The sequence below is a fragment of the Dyella sp. Tek66A03 genome, from assembly GCF_052567735.1.
In genome coordinates this window covers 3,920,497-3,939,234 of sequence record NZ_CP199584.1, presented here as the reverse complement: position 1 = coordinate 3,939,234, position 18,738 = coordinate 3,920,497, and the positions used below count along the sequence as shown (strand labels likewise).

Here is an 18,738-nt window from a genome sequence, read left to right as displayed (position 1 = left end):
CGTGGATTTCGTCGATTGATCAGGCGGCTTGCCTGCCCGCCGTCCCGAAGGGATAGAATTCGCGCTCTGTTCAAGCCAGATTTGCAGGAAGTGTCATGGGTAGAGGCCCGTCCATCGAAGGTCGCAAGAACGCCGAAGACGCCAAGCGCGCCAAGGTATTCACCAAGCTGATCCGCGAAATCACCGTGGCCACCCGCGCCGGTCTCGCTGACCCTGCCGCCAATCCGCGTCTGCGCGCGGCGGTGGACAAGGCCTTGTCCGCCAATATGACCAAGGACACCATCGAGCGCGCGGTCAAGCGCGGCTCGGGTGCCGATGGCGGTGCCGCGATGGAAGAGCTGCGCTACGAGGGCTACGGTCCGGCCGGTATCGCACTGATCATCGACTGCTTCTCCGACAACCCGGTCCGCACCGTGGCGGACGTGCGCCACGCGCTGACCAAGCACGGCGGCAACCTGGGCACCTCGGGCTCGGTAGCCTTCCAGTTCTCAAGAGTGGGTGAGCTGGTATTCGCCACCGGCGGTGATGAAGCCAAGGAAGAAAAAGTGTTAGAAGCCGCGCTCGACGCCGGTGCCGACGACGTCGTGAATGAGCACGGCGAAAGCACCGTGCTGTGCGCGCCGGAAACCTTCGAAGCCGTACAGCAGGCCTTGCTGGCGGCGGGCCTGAATGCCCAGCACGCCGGCGTTGGCATGCGTCCGAACAATCGCGTGGCCGTGCCCGACGAAGCATTGGAGACACTGCAGGACCTGCTCGAGAAGCTCGATGCGCTCGACGACGTCAGCGACGTTTCGCATAACGCTTTGCTGCCGACCGAGGCAGCACACTAAGTTCGCAGGGGCTCTTCGAGCCCACGCGAACCTTCGCCCATGACGCGCATCATCGGCATCGATCCGGGCAGCCAGCGCACCGGTGTCGGCATCATCGATGTCGACGCCAGCGGCAAGCTATCCCACGTTTTTCATGGCGCGTTGGCGGTGGCTGGCGAAGCCAGTTTTCCGTTGCGCCTGAAACGCATATTTGACGAGCTGTGTGCCATCATCGCCGCCCATCGGCCGGACGAATGCGGCATCGAGCGCGTATTCATGGCGCGCAATGCCGATTCGGCGCTGAAGTTGGGCCAGGCGAGGGGAGCCGCGATTTGCGCGGTTGTCAGTCAGGGAGTCGCGGTGCACGAGTACGCAGCGACGGAAGTAAAACAGGCCGTGGTCGGCAGCGGTCGCGGTGACAAAACCCAGGTGCAGCACATGATTGGCGTCCTGCTCGGACTGAAGGGGCCGTTGCAGGCTGATGCGGCGGATGCGCTCGCCATTGCGGTGACCCACGCGCATACCCGCGCAAGCCTGGATCGCGTCGGCATTCCGCGCACGGCATGGAGGCGTCGCCGATGATCGGTCGACTGCGTGGCATCCTGGTGTCCAAGCAGCCACCGTGGCTGCTGGTTGAAGTGGGCGGTGTCGGCTACGAGCTGGAAGCGCCGATGTCCACCATCTACGACCTGCCATCCATCGGCAAGGAAGTGACGCTGCTCACCCACTATGCAGTGAAGGAAGACAGCGTGGCACTGTATGGCTTCTTTCACGAAGCCGAGCGCACGCTGTTCCGCAGCCTGCAGAAAGTCAGCGGCATCGGCGCGAAGATTTCGCTCGCCGTGCTGTCGGGTGTATCCACCCATGATTTTGCGCGACTGGTGCAAACCGGCGACGTGGTTGCCCTGACCAAGATTCCCGGCATCGGCAAGAAGACCGCCGAACGCATCGTCGTTGAGCTGCGCGACCGCATGGATGGACTGGCCACGCCGCTCGGCCTGGGAACCAAGTCGAGTGGCGCGCCACTGGACCCCGCTGGCGAGGCCACCGTCGCATTACAGCAGCTCGGCTACAAGCCGGCTGAAGTCACGCGTCTCGTGCAGAAGGTCGCCGCCGATGGCGACACTGCTGAATCGATCATCCGCAAGGCGCTGCGCGCCGCACTAGGGAATTGACCCGTGACCCCGGATTCCATCCACGGCATGACCGACGCCGAAACCAAGCGACGCCTTGCGGCGTTGGCGCTTGGTGCTATCGGCGTGGTTTATGGCGATATCGGCACGAGCCCGCTGTACACCTTGCAGACGACGCTGAGCCACGACGGCATGAAGCCGACGCCGGAGAGCATCTATGGGGTGCTCTCGCTGATCTTCTGGGCGCAGATCATCGTCGTGTCGCTGAAGTACGTGGTGTTCATCATGCGCGCCGACAACAAGGGCGAGGGCGGCATCATGGCGCTGCTCGCGCTGGCCCTGCGCAGCGTCAAGGGTGATGCCAGGCAGCGTTGGTTGCTGGCCATCATCGGCATCTTCGGTGCGTCGCTGTTCTACGGCGACGGCGTGATTACACCGGCCATTTCCGTGCTCTCGGCGGTGGAAGGCGTCAAGGTTGCGGCGCCTCATCTCGATCGCTGGATCGTGCCGATCACGGCGGTGATCCTGTTCTTCCTGTTCGCGCTGCAGCGTCATGGCACCGAACGGGTCGGCAAGCTGTTCGGCCCAGTGATGGTGATCTGGTTCATCGTCATCGCGCTGCTGGGCGCGAACATGATCGCGCACAACCCGAACGTGCTGACGGCGATCAATCCCGTCTATGGCGTGCGTTTCTTCTTCAACCACGGCTTCCAGGCGTTCATCGCGCTCGGTGGCGTGGTGCTGGCGCTGACTGGCGCCGAGGCGCTGTATGCGGACATGGGGCACTTCGGCAAGCGCCCGATCCGGCTGGCCTGGTTCAGCTTCGTGCTGCCGGCCCTGGTGCTCAACTACTTCGGCCAGGGCGCGCTGCTGCTCGAACACCCCGAGGCCATCGACAACCCGTTCTTCAAGCTGGTGCCCAGCGTGTTGCTGTACCCGATGATCGGCCTGGCTTGCGTGGCGACGGTGATCGCCTCGCAGGCGGTGATCTCCGGAGCGTTTTCGATGACGCGCGAGGCGATGTCGCTGGGCTACTCGATGCGTATGCCGGTGGTGCACACCTCGCGCGAGATGTCCGGCCAGATCTTCGTGCCCTGGGTGAACAACTTCCTGCTGGTGATGGTGCTGGCGGCCGTGCTGCATTTCGGCAGTTCCGACAGCCTCAGCGCGGCCTACGGCATCGCAGTGACCGGCACCATGACCATCACCACCATCCTGGCGCTGATCGTCGCACGCCGGCAGTGGCACTGGAGTCGCTTCGCCGTCATCGTCGCCGGTTTGTTCTTTCTGACCATCGATTTTTCCTTCCTCGGCGCCAACCTGATCAAGGTCGAGTACGGCGGCTGGTTCCCGCTGGTGCTGGGCGTGGCGGTGTTTATCGTGATGACCACCTGGCGGCGCGGTCGCGAGCTGGTGGTGCGCGAGATCAAGCAGTCCGGGCTGGCGCTGCAGCCGTTCATCGAGAACATCGCCGAGCATCCGCCGCTGCGTGTGCCGGGTACGGCCGTGTTCCTCACCGCCAACCAGAGTGGTGTGCCGCATGCGCTGCTGCACAACCTCAAGCACAACAAGGTGCTGCACGAGCGCAACGTGCTGCTGACGGTGGAGATGCTGGAGACACCGGTGGCCGAGCCAAACGAGCGCATCGAGATCACCGAGATGGGCGGCAACTTCTACGGTCTCGAATTGCGCTTCGGTTTCGCCGAGGATCCACATATCCCGCGCGCGCTGTCCAAGTGCCAGAAGGTCGGACTGCCGTTCGACATGATGGACACCACGTTCTTCCTGTCCCGCGAAACCATCATCGCGGATGCACGCCGTCCGGGCATGGCGCTGTGGCGCGACAAGCTGTTCGCCTTCATGGCGCGCAATGCGTTGCCGGCCACGGCGTTCTTCCAGATTCCCGGCAATCGCCTGATCGAGCTGGGTGCCCAGGTCGAGATCTGAGCGAGGGGCGTCCGAGGACGCCCGGCACCAGGTGGAATACGCGGCGCATGCAGCTTTTTCGAGCCTGCAGACCCGCGCTCTGCCATAATTTGGCCCCATGACCGACCACCGCATCGTCACCGCCGCCGCCCATCTGGACGACGAGGCCCTGGAAGCCTCCATTCGTCCCAAGCGGCTGGCCGAGTATCTGGGCCAACAGGCGGTGCGCGAGCAGATGTCGATTTATATCGAGGCTGCCAAGAAGCGCGGCGGCGCGTTGGACCACGTACTGATCTTCGGGCCGCCCGGCCTGGGCAAGACCACCTTGAGCCACGTCATTGCCAATGAGCTCGGCGTCAACCTGCGCTCCACCTCGGGCCCGGTGCTTGAGCGCGCCGGTGACCTGGCCGCCTTGCTGACCAATCTCGAGCCGCACGACGTGCTGTTCGTGGACGAGATCCACCGTCTTTCGCCGGTGGTCGAGGAAGTGCTCTATCCGGCGATGGAGGATTTCCAGATCGACATCATGATCGGCGAGGGCCCGGCCGCTCGCTCGATCAAGCTCGACCTTCCTCCGTTCACCTTGATCGGCGCGACCACGCGGGCGGGCATGCTTACGGCGCCGCTGCGAGACCGCTTCGGCATCGTGCAGCGTCTGGAGTTCTATACGCCCGAAGAGCTCACCGCGATCGTGCGACGCTCCGCACGCATCATGGGTATTCCCTGCGATCCGGAGGGTGCGCAGGAGATTGCCCGTCGCTCACGTGGTACTCCGCGTATCGCCAATCGCCTGTTGCGTCGCGTACGTGACTACGCCGAAGTGCGCGGCAATGGGCAGATCACCTTCGACGCCGCCCGCGCTGCGATGGAGATGCTCAAGGTGGATGCTGAAGGTTTCGACGAACTGGACCGTCGTCTGCTCAACATCATCATCGAAAATTTCGACGGCGGCCCGGTAGGGGTGGAGTCGCTGGCCGCCGCGCTCAGCGAGGACCGCGGCACGCTCGAGGACGTGGTCGAGCCCTATCTGATCCAGCAGGGGTTCCTGGTGCGCACGGCGCGCGGCCGCATGGCCAGCGCCAAGGCGTGGCGCCACCTGGGTCTGACCCCGCCGCCGCGTCAGCCGGCGCCCATCGACCTCTTCACCGCCGACAACGCCGATGTCTGACCCCAGGCAAGACACCGCCTCCGACCCCTTCCTGTGGCCGGTACGCGTCTATTGGGAAGACACCGATGCGGGCGGCGTGGTCTACCACGCCAGCTATCTGCGTTTCATGGAACGCGCTCGCAGCGAATGGCTACGGGCCCTGGGCATCAACCAGTCGGCCTACAAGGAGGCGACCGGTTTGGCCTTCCTGGTCCGGGAAATGCAGATCGACTTCCTGCGGGCGGCCCTGCTGGATGATGAACTGTCCGTAAGCGTCGAAGTCAAAGAACGGCGCGCAGCCAGTATCCTCTTCGCCCAAACGATCCGCCGGGTGGACGGTTCGGAGCTGATTCGCGCGAAAGTGCGCGTGGCTTGTGTCGATGTCCGCCGAATGCGTCCGGTGCAGATTCCGGCCGACTTCACCCCTGGCCTTGCCCCTCAATAAAGTACGTGCGCTGGAGAACCTTCAAGCAATGAACGGTGGAGTGAACATTTTCAAGCTGATCGCGGAAGCGAGCATCCTGGTACAGGCAGTCATGCTGATACTGCTGGTGTTCTCCTTCCTTTCATGGGTGATCATCCTGCGCAAGCATGCGCAGCTGAAGTCCGCGATGGAGGAGGCCGAGGGTTTCGAGGAGCGCTTCTGGTCGGGTGCCGACCTGGCCCAGTTGTTCCGTGAGGTAAGCAACCGCGGCGCCGAGAACGGTGGCATGGAGAACGTGTTCGAGTCGGGCTTCCGCGAGTTCGTGCGCCAGCGCCAGCGCAAGACGCCCGACATGCGTGTGGTCATTGAAGGTTCCGAGCGCGCCATGCGCGTGGCTGGTACCCGCGAAATCGGACGGCTGGAGCGCAACCTGGAGTTCCTCGCCAACGTCGGTTCGATCAGCCCCTACGTGGGCCTGTTCGGCACCGTCATCGGCATCATGGGCGCGTTCCAGGGCCTGGGCGAGATGAAGGACGTGACCATTGCCGTGGTGGCGCCGCATATCTCCGAGGCGCTGATTGCCACCGCCATGGGCCTGTTCGCCGCGATCCCGGCGGTTTGGGCGTACAACCGTTTCGCCAACAAGGTTGAGCGCGTGGCCTCCCGCTACGAGGTGTTCCAGGAGGAGTTCTCCTCCGTGCTGCAGCGGCAGATCCAGGCCGACGATGCGTCTGCTTGAGGACTTGATCCATGCGTAGCACTGCGCGACATAGGCGCTTCAAGCTCAAATCCGAAATCAACGTCGTTCCTTATATCGACGTGATGCTGGTGCTGTTGATCATCTTCATGGTCACGGCGCCGATGATCAACAAGAACGTCGACATCAACTTGCCGCAGGCGAACGCCAAGTCGCTGCAGGACAAGAAGGAGCCGATCATCGTCGCGGTCGACGAGAAGGGGCAGCTGTTCCTGACCCTGGGCGATTCGAAACGACAGCCGATCGACGTCGAGACGATGAAGACCAAGGTCGGCGCGTTCGTGCGGGCCAACCCCGAAGTCAGCGTCCTCGTGGCCGGCGACCGCGACGGCAAGTACGACGGCGTGTACCAGGTGCTGGCCGACCTGCAGCAGGCCGGCGTGGCCAAGGTCGGACTCATGAGCGCGCCGGAGTCGGGCAGCAAGAAATGAGGGACGACTCCCCCCAGGGTACGCCCAAGGCGGTCGTACTCTCCGCCATCCTCCATCTGGGCATCGTGGGTTTTCTGATCCTCGCGGTGGTGCCGTGCTCGTTCTACGAGAGCCTGTTCGCGACCCTGCACCTGCCGGCGAGCTGGAATCCGATTACCTGCGCCAAGCCGCTGGAGCTGCCGGGCCAGATCATCGAGGCCACCTTGGTCGGGCCCACGGGTGCGCCGCCGCCGAAGGCGGTCAAGGCCAAGCCCATACCGGACACCGTGCCGCCGCCGCCCACCGTGCCGCCGCCGGTACCCCAGGAACAGGCGCCCGTGGTCAAGACGCTGCCGCCGCCACCCGAGCATCCTGATACCAAGGATCAGGAGAAGGTCGTGGCCGATGCCTTGCAGAAGGCCGAAGACGCGAAGCGGGAACAGGAAGAGAAGCAGCGTCAGCGGCAGTCTGAATTGGACGCTCAGGCGGCCAAGCAGAAGCAGGAGAAGCAGAAGCTCGACGACATGTTCGCCAAGCTGGACGCGGCCCAAAACGCCAGCCAGAAGGCACAGGACAAGGCCAAGCAGGCCAAGCAACAGATGGAAGACCTCAAGAACGCCAAGGACAACGGCCTGGCCAACGTACCCGCCGCCGAGCAGCGCCAGACCGGTACGAACGGTCCGGATGCCGGTCTGCTGGCGCAATATTTGGCAGCGGTTCAGAACGCGGTCACGCAGAATTGGCTGCGGCCGGATAACATGCCGGACGCGCCGTGCATCGTGCACATCGTGCAGCTGCCGGGCGGCGAGGTGATGAGCGCCAAGGTCGACTCGAGCTGTCCGTACGACGAGGCCGGCAGGCGCTCTATCGAAAACGCCGTTCTACGTGCACAGCCGTTGCCCTACAAGGGCTTCGAGAGCGTGTTCCCACGCCAACTTGATTTTACTTTCAGGCCGCAGTGATGAAGCCCATGCGCAAATTGAGCACAAGCCTTGCCCTCGTCCTGCTGGTCGTGGCCGCGTTGATCGCCGGTCCGGCTGCAGCCCAGTCGCTCAATGTCGATATCGTCGGTGGCCTGAAGACCGCTACCCCGATCGCCGTGGTGCCGTTTGCCCAGGCCGGCGGCGAGCCACTGGCGACCGACGTCGCCGACGTCATGCGCAACGACTTCAACCGCTCCGGCAAATTCCGCTCGCTGGCCAAGAGCGAGATCGTGGAGACGCCGTCCAAGGGTGCGGACATCAACTTCGCCACCTGGCGCCTGCTCAAGCAGGACTACATGGTGGTGGGGCGCATCATTGACGCGGGTGGCGGCACCTTGCGCGTCGAGTACGAACTGTGGGACGTCAACAAGCAGCAGAGTCTGCTGGCCCAGGCCTTCACCGCACCGGTCGGGGACCTGCGCGGCGTCGCCCATCAGATTGCCGACCAGATCTATGAAAAGATCACCGGTGTACGTGGGGCGTTCTGGACGCGCATTGCCTATATCACCGCCGTGGGCCTCGGTAACAACACCACCTACGCGCTGATCGTGGCCGATTCGGACGGCTACAACCCGCAGGTCGTGGCGCGCTCGCGCGAGTCGCTGTTGTCGCCGGCCTGGTCACCGGATGGCCGCAAGATCGCCTACGTGTCGTTCGAGAGTGGCAATTCGGCCATCTATGTGCAGGACATCACCACGGGCTCGCGTCAGCTGGTGTCTGCCAAGTCAAAGGGTATCAACGGTGCCCCCGCCTGGTCGCCGGATGGCAGCAAGCTCGCCATGGCGCTGTCCTTCGTCGGCAATCCCGAAATCTACGTGCTCGACCTGGGCAGCCGCCAGGAGACCCGCCTGACCAACAACCTGGCGATCGACACCGAGCCTCGCTGGACCCCGGACGGTCAGAGCATCATCTTCACCTCCGACCGTTCCGGCCGTCCGCAGCTCTACCAAATGCCGGCCAGTGGTGGTGGTGCCGACCGCATTACCTTCCAGGGTCAGTTCAACGCCAACGCCTCGATCAGCTACGACGGCAAGCAGATCGCGATGGTGCAGGGCAACGGGAACGTGTATCGTATCGCCATTATGGACCGCAGTCTGGGTGGGCAGGTGCGCTTCATTTCGCCGGGTCCTATCGATGAAACGCCGAGTTTCGCGCCTAATGCCAGCATGCTGTTGTATGCCGCTACCGAAGGACGCCGCGGCGTGCTGTATGCCGTATCGGCTGACGGCCTGGTGCGGCAGCGCCTGGTGCTGTCCGACGGCGATGTCCGCGAGCCGGCTTGGGGTCCCTACCGGGAGCGTTGAACAGTTCATGCCGTGACGCGTAAGCGCCACGGCCATGTGATTCGGGTGTGAACGTATAAACGACACCCCGGATCAAACAGCTTGTCGGTCGCGGCAATGCGTCGCAGTCGGCGGGTCAGGCGGTGGCGAGACAGCGCACCGCCGGCACCAAAATGTCAAAATAACAGCCGGTTGACCGGCGATCACTGTCCCGAAACCGCAATCATTACTGACTGTCGGAACTCAAACCTGTTTGAAGGAACGTCCACCATGAATAAGACCATTCGCGTTGCCCTGGTCGCCCTGCTTTGCGTTGGCGCGGCCGCATGCTCGAAGAAGCAGGAAGTCAAGCCGCAGCCGCAGCCTGAGCCGCAGCCCATGACTCAGCCGGCCCCGACCAGCCACAAGTTCACCCCGGCCGATCTCGATACCGATGCCTGCCTGCGTCAGCGCGTCGTGTACTTCGATTTCGACAAGGACGAGATCCGTCCTGAGTTCCAGCAGATCATGCAGTGCCATGCGAAGTACCTGCAGGATCGCCCGATGGCTGCCATCCGTCTGGAAGGCCACACCGACGAGCGCGGCACCCGCGAGTACAACCTTGGCCTGGGTGAGCGCCGCGGCAACGCCGTGTCCAACGCCCTGCAGTCCAATGGCGGCTCGGCCAGCCAGCTCAGCGTGATCTCCTACGGCAAGGAAAAGCCGGTGTGCCGTGAGCACAACGAGGATTGCTGGAGCAAGAACCGTCGCGTCGAGATCGTTTACACGGCGAAGTAATGAAGAAGCAGCTGGCTAAAAGTTTCACAGCCAGGATCAGCATGGCGGGCGCATTAGCGTCCGCCATGCTTTTTGCTGTTCCAGCACTGGCACAGGATTCCCGCTTGAGCCTCGCCGACCGCGTGTCGCGGCTCGAGCAACAAGCGCAAAACCAGAATCAGGGTGGCGTCGGCCTCGTCAATCAGGTGCAGGCACTGCAGTCGCAGGTGCAGCAGCTGCAAGGTCAGATCGAGGAGCTTCAGCATCAGCTGCAGCAGCTCGACGACAAGAACAAGGCGCAGTACACGGATCTCGATTCGCGCCTGGGCCGCCTTGAAGGCGGCGCTGGTGCACCAGCGGCCAATGCCGGTGTTGTTGCAGCCAATGCCAATCCGGCGCCCGCGGCGAATGCCGCGCCGGCCGCCGCGGCTGCGGCGGCTCCGGCCACGACAGACGCGAGCAAGGGCAAGAACGCGAAGGCCGCTGGCGCCGCTGCTGCGCCGGCCAACGCCGCAGGTGCGCAGGCTGCTTACGACGATGCGTTCAAGGCGCTGCGTGGCGGCGACTATGTGACGGCCTCGCGTGGCTTCCGCACCTTCATCCAGCAGTACCCCGACAGTCCGCTGACGCCCAATGCCTTTTACTGGCTGGGCGAGTCGTACTACGTCACCATGAACTACCCGGTGGCAGTCGAGGCTTTCCAGCACCTGCTGAGTCAGTTTCCGCAGAGCGAGAAGGCCCCCGATGCCATGCTCAAGCTCGGTTACAGTCAGCTCGAGCTCAAGCAAGTCGATGCCGGCAAGGCTACGCTGAAAGACGTTTCCACCAAGTTTCCGGGTTCCAACGCTGCCAAGCTGGCCCAGGAACGCCTGCGCCGGCTACAGCTGCAGCCGGCCAATTGAGGTTGTAGTTGTGAGTAGTAATGCGAGCGTGGCGCCCACCACCTCAGCGCAGGCATCGACCGAGCGCTTGCGCATCACCGAGATTTTCCACTCGATCCAGGGCGAGGCCGATGCGATCGGCTGGCGCACGGTGTTCGTGCGGCTTACTGGTTGTCCGCTGCGCTGTGTGTGGTGCGACACCGAGTATTCGTTTTACGGCGGCGACTGGCGCGATATCGACGACATCGTCACCGAAGTGGCCTCGCATGGTGCCAGGCATGTCTGTGTGACCGGCGGCGAGCCATTGGCGCAGAAGCGTTGCCTGATCCTGCTCAAACGCCTGTGCGATGCCGGCCACGACGTGTCGCTGGAGACTTCCGGCGCGCTCGATGTGTCCCAGGTCGACCCGCGCGTACGCAAGGTGATGGATCTGAAGGCGCCCGATTCCGGTGAAAGCAAGCGCAACCTGTGGTCGAACCTCGACCTGCTGTTGCCGCACGATCAAGTCAAGATCGTCATTGCCAGCCGTGCCGACTACGAATGGGCGCGCGCCATGCTGGCCGAGCATCGGCTGATCGAGCGCTGCATGGTGCTGTTTTCACCGGTGCACGGCGCCATCCAGCCGCGCGAACTGGCCGAGTGGATCATCGAGGACAAACTCGACGTGCGCTTCCAGATGCAGCTGCACAAGCTGCTGTGGAACGACGAACCGGGTCACTGAGCTTGTGCGAGGCCATGCCCGCGCCCGTGTTTTGCCGGCGGTCAACGCCATGACAAAGGTTTTCTGCGCGCTGGCCTATCTTGCCGGTGGCGTCTTTCGGCCGGTGACCGGCCTGACTTGGATGGATGTAACGCATGTCACAGGAATCCCCCCGCAAAGCCGTCGTGCTCGTCTCCGGCGGCATGGACTCGGCGGTCACCATCGCCATCGCGCGCGAACAGGGCTATCAGGTCCACGCGCTGAGCGTTGCCTATGGGCAGCGCCACAGCGCCGAGCTGGAGGCTTCGGAGCGCGTCTCGCGTGCGCTGGGCGCGGTGGAACACAAGACCGTCCAGGTGGACCTGCGCACGATTGGCGGTTCGGCGCTGACCGCCGATATCGATGTCCCGCTGGATCAGGTCGGAGACCAGGGCATTCCGGTCACTTATGTGCCCGCGCGCAACACCATCATGTTGTCGATTGCGCTGGGCTGGGCCGAGGTGCTCGGATCCAGTGACCTCTGGTGCGGCGTGAACGCGGTGGACTATTCCGGCTATCCGGATTGCCGTCCTGCCTTTATCGAGGCCTTCGAGCATCTTGCCAATGTGGCCACCAAGGCCGGTGTGGAAGGGGCAGGCATCAAGATCCACGCGCCGTTGATGCGCATGAGCAAGGCGGATATCGCACGGGAAGGCCAGCGCCTGGGGGTGGATTTCTCGATCACCGTCAGCTGCTACCAGGCGGATGCCGAAGGCCGGGCCTGCGGCCATTGCGACGCCTGTCGGCTGCGTGCACAAGGCTTCATTTCGGCCGGTTTGCCCGATCCAACCCGCTATATCTGAACGCCGTTGCTTGTGCCTTTTGCGCTAACTCAATAAAATTGCGGGCTTGCCTTTGAAGATGGGCCGTTAGCTCAGTCGGTAGAGCAGTAGACTTTTAATCTATTGGTCCCGAGTTCGAATCTCGGACGGCCCACCAAAGCATTCAGGGACCTGCGGAAACGCAGGTCTTTTTTTGGCCGCTATCTCGACCCGGCATGAGCGATGGGTCGATGACGCGTCATGCCGGGGCGCGATCGATCGGTGGGCTCAACCCGCCTGACGCCAGGCCGCCGAGGCGCGGCTGCGGCTGTTGGAATGGCGCTCCATCGCGGGCATGCGGGGAAGGTCGAACCAGAACGTGCTGCCTTGCCCGGGCTCGGAGCGAAGGCCAATGCGCGTGCCCAGCAAGCGGGCGAGTCGCTCGGCGATGGCGAGGCCAAGGCCGTAACCGTTGCGGCGCTCGTTTTCCGCGGTCTGCAATTGCACGAACTCTTCGAAGATACGTTGCTGGTGGATGACCGCGATGCCGGGTCCGTTGTCGCGCACCTCGATCCGGATCGCCTGGCCGCGACGTCGCGCAGCGATCAGCACGCGACCGCCCGGAGCATTGGCGATCGCGTTGCTGGCCAGTTGATAGAGCAGGCTGGCGGCGACATCGGCGTCACCGTGCAGTCGATGCTGGCTACCCCGCCAGGACAGCGCCACGTGTTGTTGCGCCGCTTCGTGATGAAGCGAGGTGCGGTCACGCATGAACAGTTCCGCGGCAGTGAACCCTACGGGCTTGACGGCAATCACGCCGGCATCGAGCCGTGATATTTCCAGTAGCGCATCCAACAAGCGTGTCATCGACGCGATGCTGGTGCGCATCTGGTGAAGCATGGATTGCTGCTCGTTGTCGGCATCCGTGTCGAGGCCGCCGGCAAACAACTCCAGTGCCTGCAGCGGCTGGCGGAAATGATGGCTGACAAGCGCGATGAATTGGGATTTGCTGCGCGTGGCGGCTTGACTCTGCCGCAGACGATCCAACGCTTCGGTGGCGTTGTCGTGCTGGACCGCGCTCCAGTCGCGTTGCTGTTCTTCCTGCAATTCGGACAGGCGCTGCAAGGCCTGGTTTATGCGCGACAGCTCTGCGCTGCCCGGCTTGCTGTCGGCAGCGGGGCGCCGGCTGTTGATCAAGTCGTGCAGCGCTCCCTCGATATGCGCGAGAGGTTCGAGCACGCGATTGCGCAGCGTCACGCGCGCCAACCATGCGAGGATCATGACGCCAGTGCCGCAAAGGCCGCCGAGCAGCCACACCAGGCCCTGGGACCGATGCAGTGCGCGCGGGTCGATCTGCATGCTCAGCCAGGAAGATGCGCTGCCATGCTCGGCCAGTTCGCTTCGATAGGTCACGCCATCGTGCTTGAGTGCTGCGCCACTGCCCCAGAAACTACCGTCAGGACGATGGAGCTCAACCCGTCGCAACTGGTCTGCCTGGCCATCGTGCAAGGCCCGATCCAGCGTCGCCTGCGGCGACGCGATGCCCTCGCTGCCCAGTTGGTTGGCGAGGCGCTCCATGCGCAAAGTCACTGCCGCGTCGGCCCGTTCGCCGAGGTTGTGCGCTTGCTGGATGCACAAGGCGAGGACGAGTGCCAGCGCGGCGATCGTGCTCGGCATGATGGCATCGATGAACAGGCGGGACAGCAGCTGTGCACGCTGTTCCATGGGTCAGGCCTCCACCGGTGGGTGGCTCGATGGAGGCGGCGCCAGGCATGGCTCGAGAGTCTGTTGACGGTGCATGACGTGAGCCGGTTGCATGATTTTTGACCCGCAGCAGGAGAGCAACGGAGACGATCATCCTGGAAAGGCCCCGATGGAGGCCGCCCTGCTTGAAACTGTAAAGAATCGGATGAGACCCGGCGATACACATTTCGTTCTAGCGCGAGGTGCCATAGGACGAACGGTCTATCCGCACGGCCGGCGGCTTTTGCGGGTGTGCACGCAATGCCATGGCGGCGGGCGCACGGCCCGGTCGAGCCTTGTTGCATGACGCGGAGACGATTTGGCGTTACCTTGCAAACCCGCACGGCCCGTCGGCCGCATGGAGATCGTCATGTCCGCTCGTTTTCGCTTTCTGCTTGCCCTTTCGTTGCTGAGTGTCACCAGCGTGCTCCTTGCCCAGGACATCCCCGCCAACATGCCCAAGCGCAAGCCCGGGCTGTGGGAAATGCAGACCACCGGCATGGGCGGGCGGCAGCAGACGACGAAGCTGTGCCTCGACGCGGATACGGATCGGGCCATGTACAAGATGGGTACGCAGATGAGCGGCCAGAAGTGCAGCAAGTTCAACATCGACGTGAAGGGCAATAGCGTGGTGTCCGACGCCGTCTGCAAGGTCGACGGCCCCAGCGGCCCCGTGAGCATGACCAGCCATAGCGAGACCCAGTTCGATGGCGACACCTCGTATCACACCGATGGCCACATAAGCTACGACCCGGCTCCCGCGGGCATGGGCCAGATGGCCGTGAGCAGTACCGGGCGCTGGGTCGGGCCATGCGCGGCCGGCCAGAAGCCTGGCGACATGATCATGCCCAACGGACAGACCATGAACATCAAGGACATGCATCCCTGATACGGGCCTGACGGACGTCCGCCAGGACGCCCGTGGGAGTGACTTCAGTCGCGACGGCGGCTATCGAGGTAAGTGTTTATCGCGGCTGAAGTCGCTCCCACGTCGAAGGTCGTGCGAGCTTCCCTAAGGAGAGGGCGGCTGCATGAGCTGGTGTATCAGTGCCTCGTGCTCGACCGCGATTTTCCGCAGGCGGGTTTGCATGGCCGCGTCGCTTACCCATTGCGCACTGTAGACGCGACGCTTGTCGAGGTTGAACTCGATGTCCGCAAACGGCACCAGCGTTTCATTGCCGGCGGGCGAAAAGCCGCTGATGTCGTGGATGAGTTGCAGCTTGGCCAGTTCCGCGGTGGCGTTCTTGCCCTTGCCGTACGCGGTCAACGCGGCTGCGATCCGTCGGCGCAGCTCCGACGGCAGGTCGGTGCGTATCACGATGACGGCATGCGGAATCAGGCTGGACGTCCATAGCACGCGTAGCCGCTCATATTGATCGGGAAAGCGCTTGGCGAAGCGCTCCAGGTCAGCGGTGTTGTTGGTGGCGACATCGACCTCCTTGTTGGCGACCGCCAGCGCGTTGTTCTGGTGGTTGTCCACCGAGACGCTTGCAAAAAAGGTATCCGAGTCGAGCCGGCGGTTGGCGAATACCTGTGTCTCCGGCACCAGATAGCCAGAGACCGACAGCACCTCGCCTCTTGCGTAACGCAGGCGGCCCGGCTGGCGGAACATGTCATCGAGGCTATGCAGCGGCGAATCCTTCTCGACCAGCAGCACGGAGTAGTAGCCGCGCGGACCGGTGCTTCGGGTGAGCTGAGCGATCACCTGCATGCGGTTGCGGGTGACCGCTTCGAGCGCCAGGCGGCCGGACACGAAGGCAAAGTCGACACGTTCATCCGACATCGCCTGGGCTAGCCCTTCGTAGGTACTGACCGAGAGACTGCGGACCGGCAGACGCAACGTGCGGCTGAGGTCGTCGAGCATGGGGCGCCATGCTTCCAGTGATTCGGAGGGCCCGCCCATCGGCAGGATGCCGAAGGTCAGCGCGCGGATATGGGTGTTGGCCGTACCCCCGGGGTCAGCAAAGGACGCTTGCGGGCCAAGCATGGCGCAGGCGAGCAGACCGACCAGGACCAGGCGGACTCGCAGGCCTGCCCGGATCGAGTATCGCCCGTGGCTTGAGATCCACCCCTTCAGCAACGCGCTATCCCCCTGGAGACCGACGCATGCCTGTGGCCGGAAAACGGCGAGGCAGTACGCCATCCCTCTGCTCGCGCAGCATACGCTGCCGCTGTCAGCGACAGGTGAAAGGCGTCAGATGCCGCTTATGCGCCTGGAAGCCACCACGGCCTCGACCCGGTTGCGCACGTTGAGCGCGCGGAAGATCGCAGCGAGATGAATTTTTACTGTGCCTTCGCTAATGCCCAGGTCGCGGGCGATGAGCTTGTTCGGCTTGCCCTGCGACAGCAGGCGCAGTACGTCGATCTGACGTTCCGTGAGTAGCTTGCGCAGCCGTTCTTCGAGCGAATCCTGGCTGGCCGACGGCGCCTGCCATGACGACGTCGAGGAGGGCATGGTCATGGGAGCGGCCCCCGCACCGTTGCCGCGCTCCTGCAAAAGCAAGGGAGGCACATAGACGCCGCCGGATAGCACCAGCCGCACCGCCGACAACATCACCTCAGGCGAGTAGGCCTTGGGAATGAAACCCTGCACACCCATGGCCAGCAGGTCTTTCATCAAGCCGGGATCTTCCGAGCCGGACAGCACGATCACCGGTACATCGGGCAGCTGCTCAACCACTTCGGTCAGATGCTCGCTGCCCTGTACGCCAGGCATGGCCAGGTCGACCAGGGCCAGGGTCAGCGAGGAGGCGTTGGGTGCGTGAATCGCCTCGCGCAATTCGGCCATGTCCATGGCAATGACGAACTCGGTGTCCGGGCCAAGCTCGGCCAGCTTGAGCTTGACCCCTTCGACGATCAGCCGATGGTCGTCCGCAATCAGTATGCGCATGTCACTCCCCGTGGCGGCACGCGGAGATCCGATCGCCGCATGCTTGCTTGGAGCAACATAGCCCCACACCGCCTGCGCGGCAACCTCAAGACGCCTACGAATGGCCTAGTCTCAAGGTGATATGGCTGCCTTGCGAGCCGCTAGCGAGAATCGATTCACCGCGATGAGGGGAGTCGCCATGCGTACCGTGTATCAGGTGGGGCAGCGGCGACGCCGTTATGGCGGGCGCGAGGCCTCCCTGCGCGGGCGTGTTCGTGAATGCCCTGGGTTCGTTGATGCCAAGCTCTGCGGCATGCATGATCGCTGGCGCGGCGCGGTCACAACGCTGAAATCTATCCTGCCTGCTTACGGGTGGCCCTAGTCGTCATGCGGTTGCTGGACTATTTTGCACCGCTGTTCGCCTACGGCCTGGCCGTCGATGAGCAGGCCAGGGCTCAAGCCGTCGCTAGCGAGCTTGCGCCGCTCAATGCACGGGCGCGGGAGTTGATCGATCAGGCCCGCAAAATCGCGCTCGCCAATGGCAGGTCGATGCAGGCCGTTGAGCTTGCGGGCTTCGCCGTGGTGGCCTGGTTTGACGAGATCATCCAGCGTCATGAGGCCAAGCGGGATCAGCCCAGTCCGTTGCAGCTGACGCTGTTCCACACCAGTGACGCCTCCAGCGAATTCTTCGAGCATCTCGCCAGGCTCGACAGCAAGGCCGAGGAAGTGCGCGAGGTCTATTGCACGGCCCTGCTACTCGGTTTCGTCGGCCAGTATTACTACGAGAAGGGTGATGGCGGTGAGTTGGGCCGGATCAAGTCGGTCTATTGCCGCCCCTACGCAGCACCTGCGGCGATCCTCCAGGCACTGCAGCGCGAGTCGATCACGCCCCAACCCTACCTCATGCCGGATTCACCGGCTCGACGCATGCCGGGGCCCTGGACGGGCAGGCGACCGGCCCTGTTCGTGGCGCTGGGCGTGGTCTTGCTGGTGCTCGTGGCCTTTGTCGCCCCCGTATTCAGCAGCGCGGTGCCGGCACAGGCCTGGTATCTGGCGGGCATCCTGCTGGTGATCGCGGGCATGCTTGCATGGGCAGGATCGCTGGCGTGGCATTGGCTGGCCACCACGCGGGCATCTGCCGATACCCATGCCGTATTGGACATCCGCAGCCTCTGGACCGCGCTCAAGGATGCCTTGCGTCGTGTGCGTGGCACGATCCTTCACCCGTTCCGGCGCCGTGGCAAATGGCGGCAGCTGTCTCGTCATCCCTGGCTGATGTTTCTGGGTGACAGCGGGGCGGACGTACGGGGCCTGCTGCAGGCGGCGGCCCAGTCATCTCACGGCCGGCGGCTGACCGGCGACGCCGCGTCGACGAACGGGCACTGGTGGTTGTTTCGATCCCTGGTGGCTATCGAAATGGACCCGCGCCTGGCCCAGGCCGGCGAGGATACCCAGGCGCAGGACCTGCTCTGGTCGGAGGCGTTGACACGCCTGGCGCGCGAACGGCGCAAGTTGCCGCTCGATGGCGTGGTGCTTGGCGTTGCCGCACAAAGCCTGTTGGGTCCGGCTGCCGACTTCCTGGCCACCGCCGCGAGGTTGCGCAGGATGGCGAATGAGGCCACCGAGCGACTGCACCTTCAGCTCCCCCTCTATGTCGTGGTGACGGGCCTGGACACGCTGCCCGGGCATGCCTCGTTCAAAGCCGTATTGCCGCCGTCTGTGTTTCGTAAAGTGCTGGGTTGGCGGAAATCCGAGGCCATGCCTTCGGGCAGGTCGGCTGGCCGTATGGACGGCCATTTTGACGAAGCCTTCGAGCGCATGCGCATGATCGGCCTGGCGGCGCTGGCCAAACAGGCCGAGCCGCATGGGCGCCGCGAGATTTTCGAGTTCCGACAGTCCTTGTTCGATCTTCAGCATGGACTCCATGCCTTCCTCGACCAGTTGATGGTGGAGGAGCCCGCCGGCCAACAACGGCTGCGCTGGTGTGGCCTTTATTTCACTGGCGTGTCGCGGGGCGACGCGACGGGCGGCGAATTCGTGGAAGATCTGTTCAACCGGTTCCTGCCCGGCGACCGTCTGCTGGCGCGCAGGATCGCTTGACGCCACGCGTGCTGTCG

The 18,738-nt window shown here is 63.8% G+C and carries 19 protein-coding genes and 1 tRNA gene; 17 read left to right on the top strand and 3 right to left on the bottom strand.

The window, feature by feature from the left end; genetic code table 11:
* Window positions 1-95 precede the first annotated feature (95 nt).
* The 15 genes from ACT01B_RS17625 (at window position 96) to ACT01B_RS17555 (ending at window position 12,187) form a co-directional block, all read left to right on the top strand.
* On the top strand, window positions 96-830 hold the full coding sequence (locus tag ACT01B_RS17625) for a YebC/PmpR family DNA-binding transcriptional regulator (RefSeq protein ID WP_445144509.1): 735 nt from the start codon (window positions 96-98) through the stop codon (window positions 828-830).
* A gap of 39 nt (window positions 831-869) precedes the next feature.
* The gene (gene ruvC, locus ACT01B_RS17620; protein WP_445144508.1) at window positions 870-1,391 is read left to right on the top strand and encodes a crossover junction endodeoxyribonuclease RuvC; all 522 of its coding nucleotides are present in this window, start codon (window positions 870-872) and stop codon (window positions 1,389-1,391) included.
* Window positions 1,388-1,984 (top strand): Holliday junction branch migration protein RuvA, encoded by a 597-nt coding sequence (ruvA, locus tag ACT01B_RS17615; RefSeq protein WP_445144507.1) that lies wholly within the window; start codon window positions 1,388-1,390, stop codon window positions 1,982-1,984. Before ruvC ends, ruvA begins: the two co-directional genes overlap by 4 nt.
* 27 nt (window positions 1,985-2,011) lie before the next feature.
* A complete protein-coding gene (locus tag ACT01B_RS17610; RefSeq protein WP_445147519.1) occupies window positions 2,012-3,889 on the top strand; it encodes a potassium transporter Kup in 1,878 nt (625 codons plus the stop codon).
* 97 nt (window positions 3,890-3,986) lie between these two features.
* Window positions 3,987-5,036 carry a Holliday junction branch migration DNA helicase RuvB gene (ruvB, locus tag ACT01B_RS17605; protein WP_445144506.1) on the top strand — a complete coding sequence of 350 codons (1,050 nt, stop codon included), beginning with the start codon at window positions 3,987-3,989 and terminating at the stop codon, window positions 5,034-5,036.
* Entirely contained in the window at window positions 5,029-5,460 is a 432-nt protein-coding gene (gene ybgC / locus ACT01B_RS17600) for a tol-pal system-associated acyl-CoA thioesterase (protein WP_445144505.1), read from the top strand. The genes ruvB and ybgC overlap by 8 nt, the downstream gene beginning before the upstream one ends.
* A 28-nt stretch (window positions 5,461-5,488) precedes the next feature.
* Window positions 5,489-6,178: a protein TolQ gene (gene tolQ, locus ACT01B_RS17595; protein WP_445144504.1), complete on the top strand. Its 690-nt coding sequence runs from the start codon at window positions 5,489-5,491 to the stop codon at window positions 6,176-6,178.
* A gap of 11 nt (window positions 6,179-6,189) precedes the next feature.
* Window positions 6,190-6,627: a protein TolR gene (gene tolR, locus ACT01B_RS17590; RefSeq protein ID WP_445144503.1), complete on the top strand. Its 438-nt coding sequence runs from the start codon at window positions 6,190-6,192 to the stop codon at window positions 6,625-6,627.
* Window positions 6,624-7,568 (top strand): cell envelope integrity protein TolA, encoded by a 945-nt coding sequence (gene tolA, locus ACT01B_RS17585; protein ID WP_445144502.1) that lies wholly within the window; start codon window positions 6,624-6,626, stop codon window positions 7,566-7,568. The genes tolR and tolA overlap by 4 nt, the downstream gene beginning before the upstream one ends.
* A gap of 8 nt (window positions 7,569-7,576) precedes the next feature.
* Entirely contained in the window at window positions 7,577-8,893 is a 1,317-nt protein-coding gene (tolB, locus tag ACT01B_RS17580) for a Tol-Pal system beta propeller repeat protein TolB (protein WP_445144501.1), read from the top strand.
* Window positions 8,894-9,142: 249 nt separating this feature from the next.
* Window positions 9,143-9,649: a peptidoglycan-associated lipoprotein Pal gene (gene pal / locus ACT01B_RS17575; protein ID WP_445144500.1), complete on the top strand. Its 507-nt coding sequence runs from the start codon at window positions 9,143-9,145 to the stop codon at window positions 9,647-9,649.
* The gene (gene ybgF, locus ACT01B_RS17570) at window positions 9,649-10,530 is read left to right on the top strand and encodes a tol-pal system protein YbgF (RefSeq protein ID WP_445144499.1); all 882 of its coding nucleotides are present in this window, start codon (window positions 9,649-9,651) and stop codon (window positions 10,528-10,530) included. Before pal ends, ybgF begins: the two co-directional genes overlap by 1 nt.
* Before the next feature lie 10 nt (window positions 10,531-10,540).
* Window positions 10,541-11,230, top strand: coding sequence for a 7-carboxy-7-deazaguanine synthase QueE (gene queE / locus ACT01B_RS17565; RefSeq protein WP_445144498.1), 690 nt, complete (start codon window positions 10,541-10,543; stop codon window positions 11,228-11,230).
* Between the two features lie 134 nt (window positions 11,231-11,364).
* On the top strand, window positions 11,365-12,051 hold the full coding sequence (gene queC / locus ACT01B_RS17560; protein WP_445144497.1) for a 7-cyano-7-deazaguanine synthase QueC: 687 nt from the start codon (window positions 11,365-11,367) through the stop codon (window positions 12,049-12,051).
* A gap of 60 nt (window positions 12,052-12,111) precedes the next feature.
* Window positions 12,112-12,187: transfer RNA gene (locus tag ACT01B_RS17555), tRNA-Lys, on the top strand.
* A gap of 110 nt (window positions 12,188-12,297) precedes the next feature.
* On the opposite strand, the gene ACT01B_RS17550 is transcribed toward ACT01B_RS17555, so the two are convergent.
* On the bottom strand, window positions 12,298-13,734 hold the full coding sequence (locus tag ACT01B_RS17550; protein WP_445144496.1) for a sensor histidine kinase: 1,437 nt from the start codon (window positions 13,732-13,734) through the stop codon (window positions 12,298-12,300).
* Window positions 13,735-14,122: 388 nt separating this feature from the next.
* Between ACT01B_RS17550 and ACT01B_RS17545 the strand changes: the two genes are divergently transcribed.
* The gene (locus tag ACT01B_RS17545; RefSeq protein WP_445144495.1) at window positions 14,123-14,641 is read left to right on the top strand and encodes a DUF3617 domain-containing protein; all 519 of its coding nucleotides are present in this window, start codon (window positions 14,123-14,125) and stop codon (window positions 14,639-14,641) included.
* Window positions 14,642-14,764: 123 nt separating this feature from the next.
* Here the strand turns inward: ACT01B_RS17545 and phnD are convergent, their stop codons facing one another.
* Together phnD and ACT01B_RS17535 are read right to left on the bottom strand one after the other, a co-directional pair.
* Entirely contained in the window at window positions 14,765-15,832 is a 1,068-nt protein-coding gene (phnD, locus tag ACT01B_RS17540; RefSeq protein WP_445144494.1) for a phosphate/phosphite/phosphonate ABC transporter substrate-binding protein, read from the bottom strand.
* Window positions 15,833-15,946: 114 nt separating this feature from the next.
* A complete protein-coding gene (locus tag ACT01B_RS17535) occupies window positions 15,947-16,642 on the bottom strand; it encodes a LuxR C-terminal-related transcriptional regulator (protein WP_445144493.1) in 696 nt (231 codons plus the stop codon).
* Window positions 16,643-17,008: 366 nt separating this feature from the next.
* On the opposite strand from ACT01B_RS17535, the gene ACT01B_RS17530 reads away from it, so the two are divergent.
* The gene (locus tag ACT01B_RS17530) at window positions 17,009-18,721 is read left to right on the top strand and encodes a type VI secretion protein IcmF/TssM N-terminal domain-containing protein (protein WP_445144492.1); all 1,713 of its coding nucleotides are present in this window, start codon (window positions 17,009-17,011) and stop codon (window positions 18,719-18,721) included.
* Window positions 18,722-18,738: the final 17 nt, after the last annotated feature.

Bases quoted from the DNA above. Each gene is read 5' to 3' on its own strand.
- ACT01B_RS17625 (WP_445144509.1), top strand. From the start codon at position 96: ATGGGTAGAGGCCCGTCCATCGAAGGTCGCAAGAACGCCGAAGACGCC.
- ybgC (WP_445144505.1), top strand. From the start codon at position 5,029: ATGTCTGACCCCAGGCAAGACACCGCCTCCGACCCCTTCCTGTGGCCG.
- ACT01B_RS17545 (WP_445144495.1), top strand. From the start codon at position 14,123: ATGTCCGCTCGTTTTCGCTTTCTGCTTGCCCTTTCGTTGCTGAGTGTC.
- tolQ (WP_445144504.1), top strand. From the start codon at position 5,489: ATGAACGGTGGAGTGAACATTTTCAAGCTGATCGCGGAAGCGAGCATC.
- ACT01B_RS17535 (WP_445144493.1), bottom strand. From the start codon at position 16,642: ATGCGCATACTGATTGCGGACGACCATCGGCTGATCGTCGAAGGGGTC.
- tolR (WP_445144503.1), top strand. From the start codon at position 6,190: ATGCGTAGCACTGCGCGACATAGGCGCTTCAAGCTCAAATCCGAAATC.
- pal (WP_445144500.1), top strand. From the start codon at position 9,143: ATGAATAAGACCATTCGCGTTGCCCTGGTCGCCCTGCTTTGCGTTGGC.
- ACT01B_RS17530 (WP_445144492.1), top strand. From the start codon at position 17,009: ATGCGGTTGCTGGACTATTTTGCACCGCTGTTCGCCTACGGCCTGGCC.
- ACT01B_RS17550 (WP_445144496.1), bottom strand. From the start codon at position 13,734: ATGGAACAGCGTGCACAGCTGCTGTCCCGCCTGTTCATCGATGCCATC.
- tolB (WP_445144501.1), top strand. From the start codon at position 7,577: ATGCGCAAATTGAGCACAAGCCTTGCCCTCGTCCTGCTGGTCGTGGCC.
- ruvA (WP_445144507.1), top strand. From the start codon at position 1,388: ATGATCGGTCGACTGCGTGGCATCCTGGTGTCCAAGCAGCCACCGTGG.
- tolA (WP_445144502.1), top strand. From the start codon at position 6,624: ATGAGGGACGACTCCCCCCAGGGTACGCCCAAGGCGGTCGTACTCTCC.
- ruvC (WP_445144508.1), top strand. From the start codon at position 870: ATGACGCGCATCATCGGCATCGATCCGGGCAGCCAGCGCACCGGTGTC.
- queC (WP_445144497.1), top strand. From the start codon at position 11,365: ATGTCACAGGAATCCCCCCGCAAAGCCGTCGTGCTCGTCTCCGGCGGC.
- ybgF (WP_445144499.1), top strand. From the start codon at position 9,649: ATGAAGAAGCAGCTGGCTAAAAGTTTCACAGCCAGGATCAGCATGGCG.
- ACT01B_RS17610 (WP_445147519.1), top strand. From the start codon at position 2,012: ATGACCGACGCCGAAACCAAGCGACGCCTTGCGGCGTTGGCGCTTGGT.
- ruvB (WP_445144506.1), top strand. From the start codon at position 3,987: ATGACCGACCACCGCATCGTCACCGCCGCCGCCCATCTGGACGACGAG.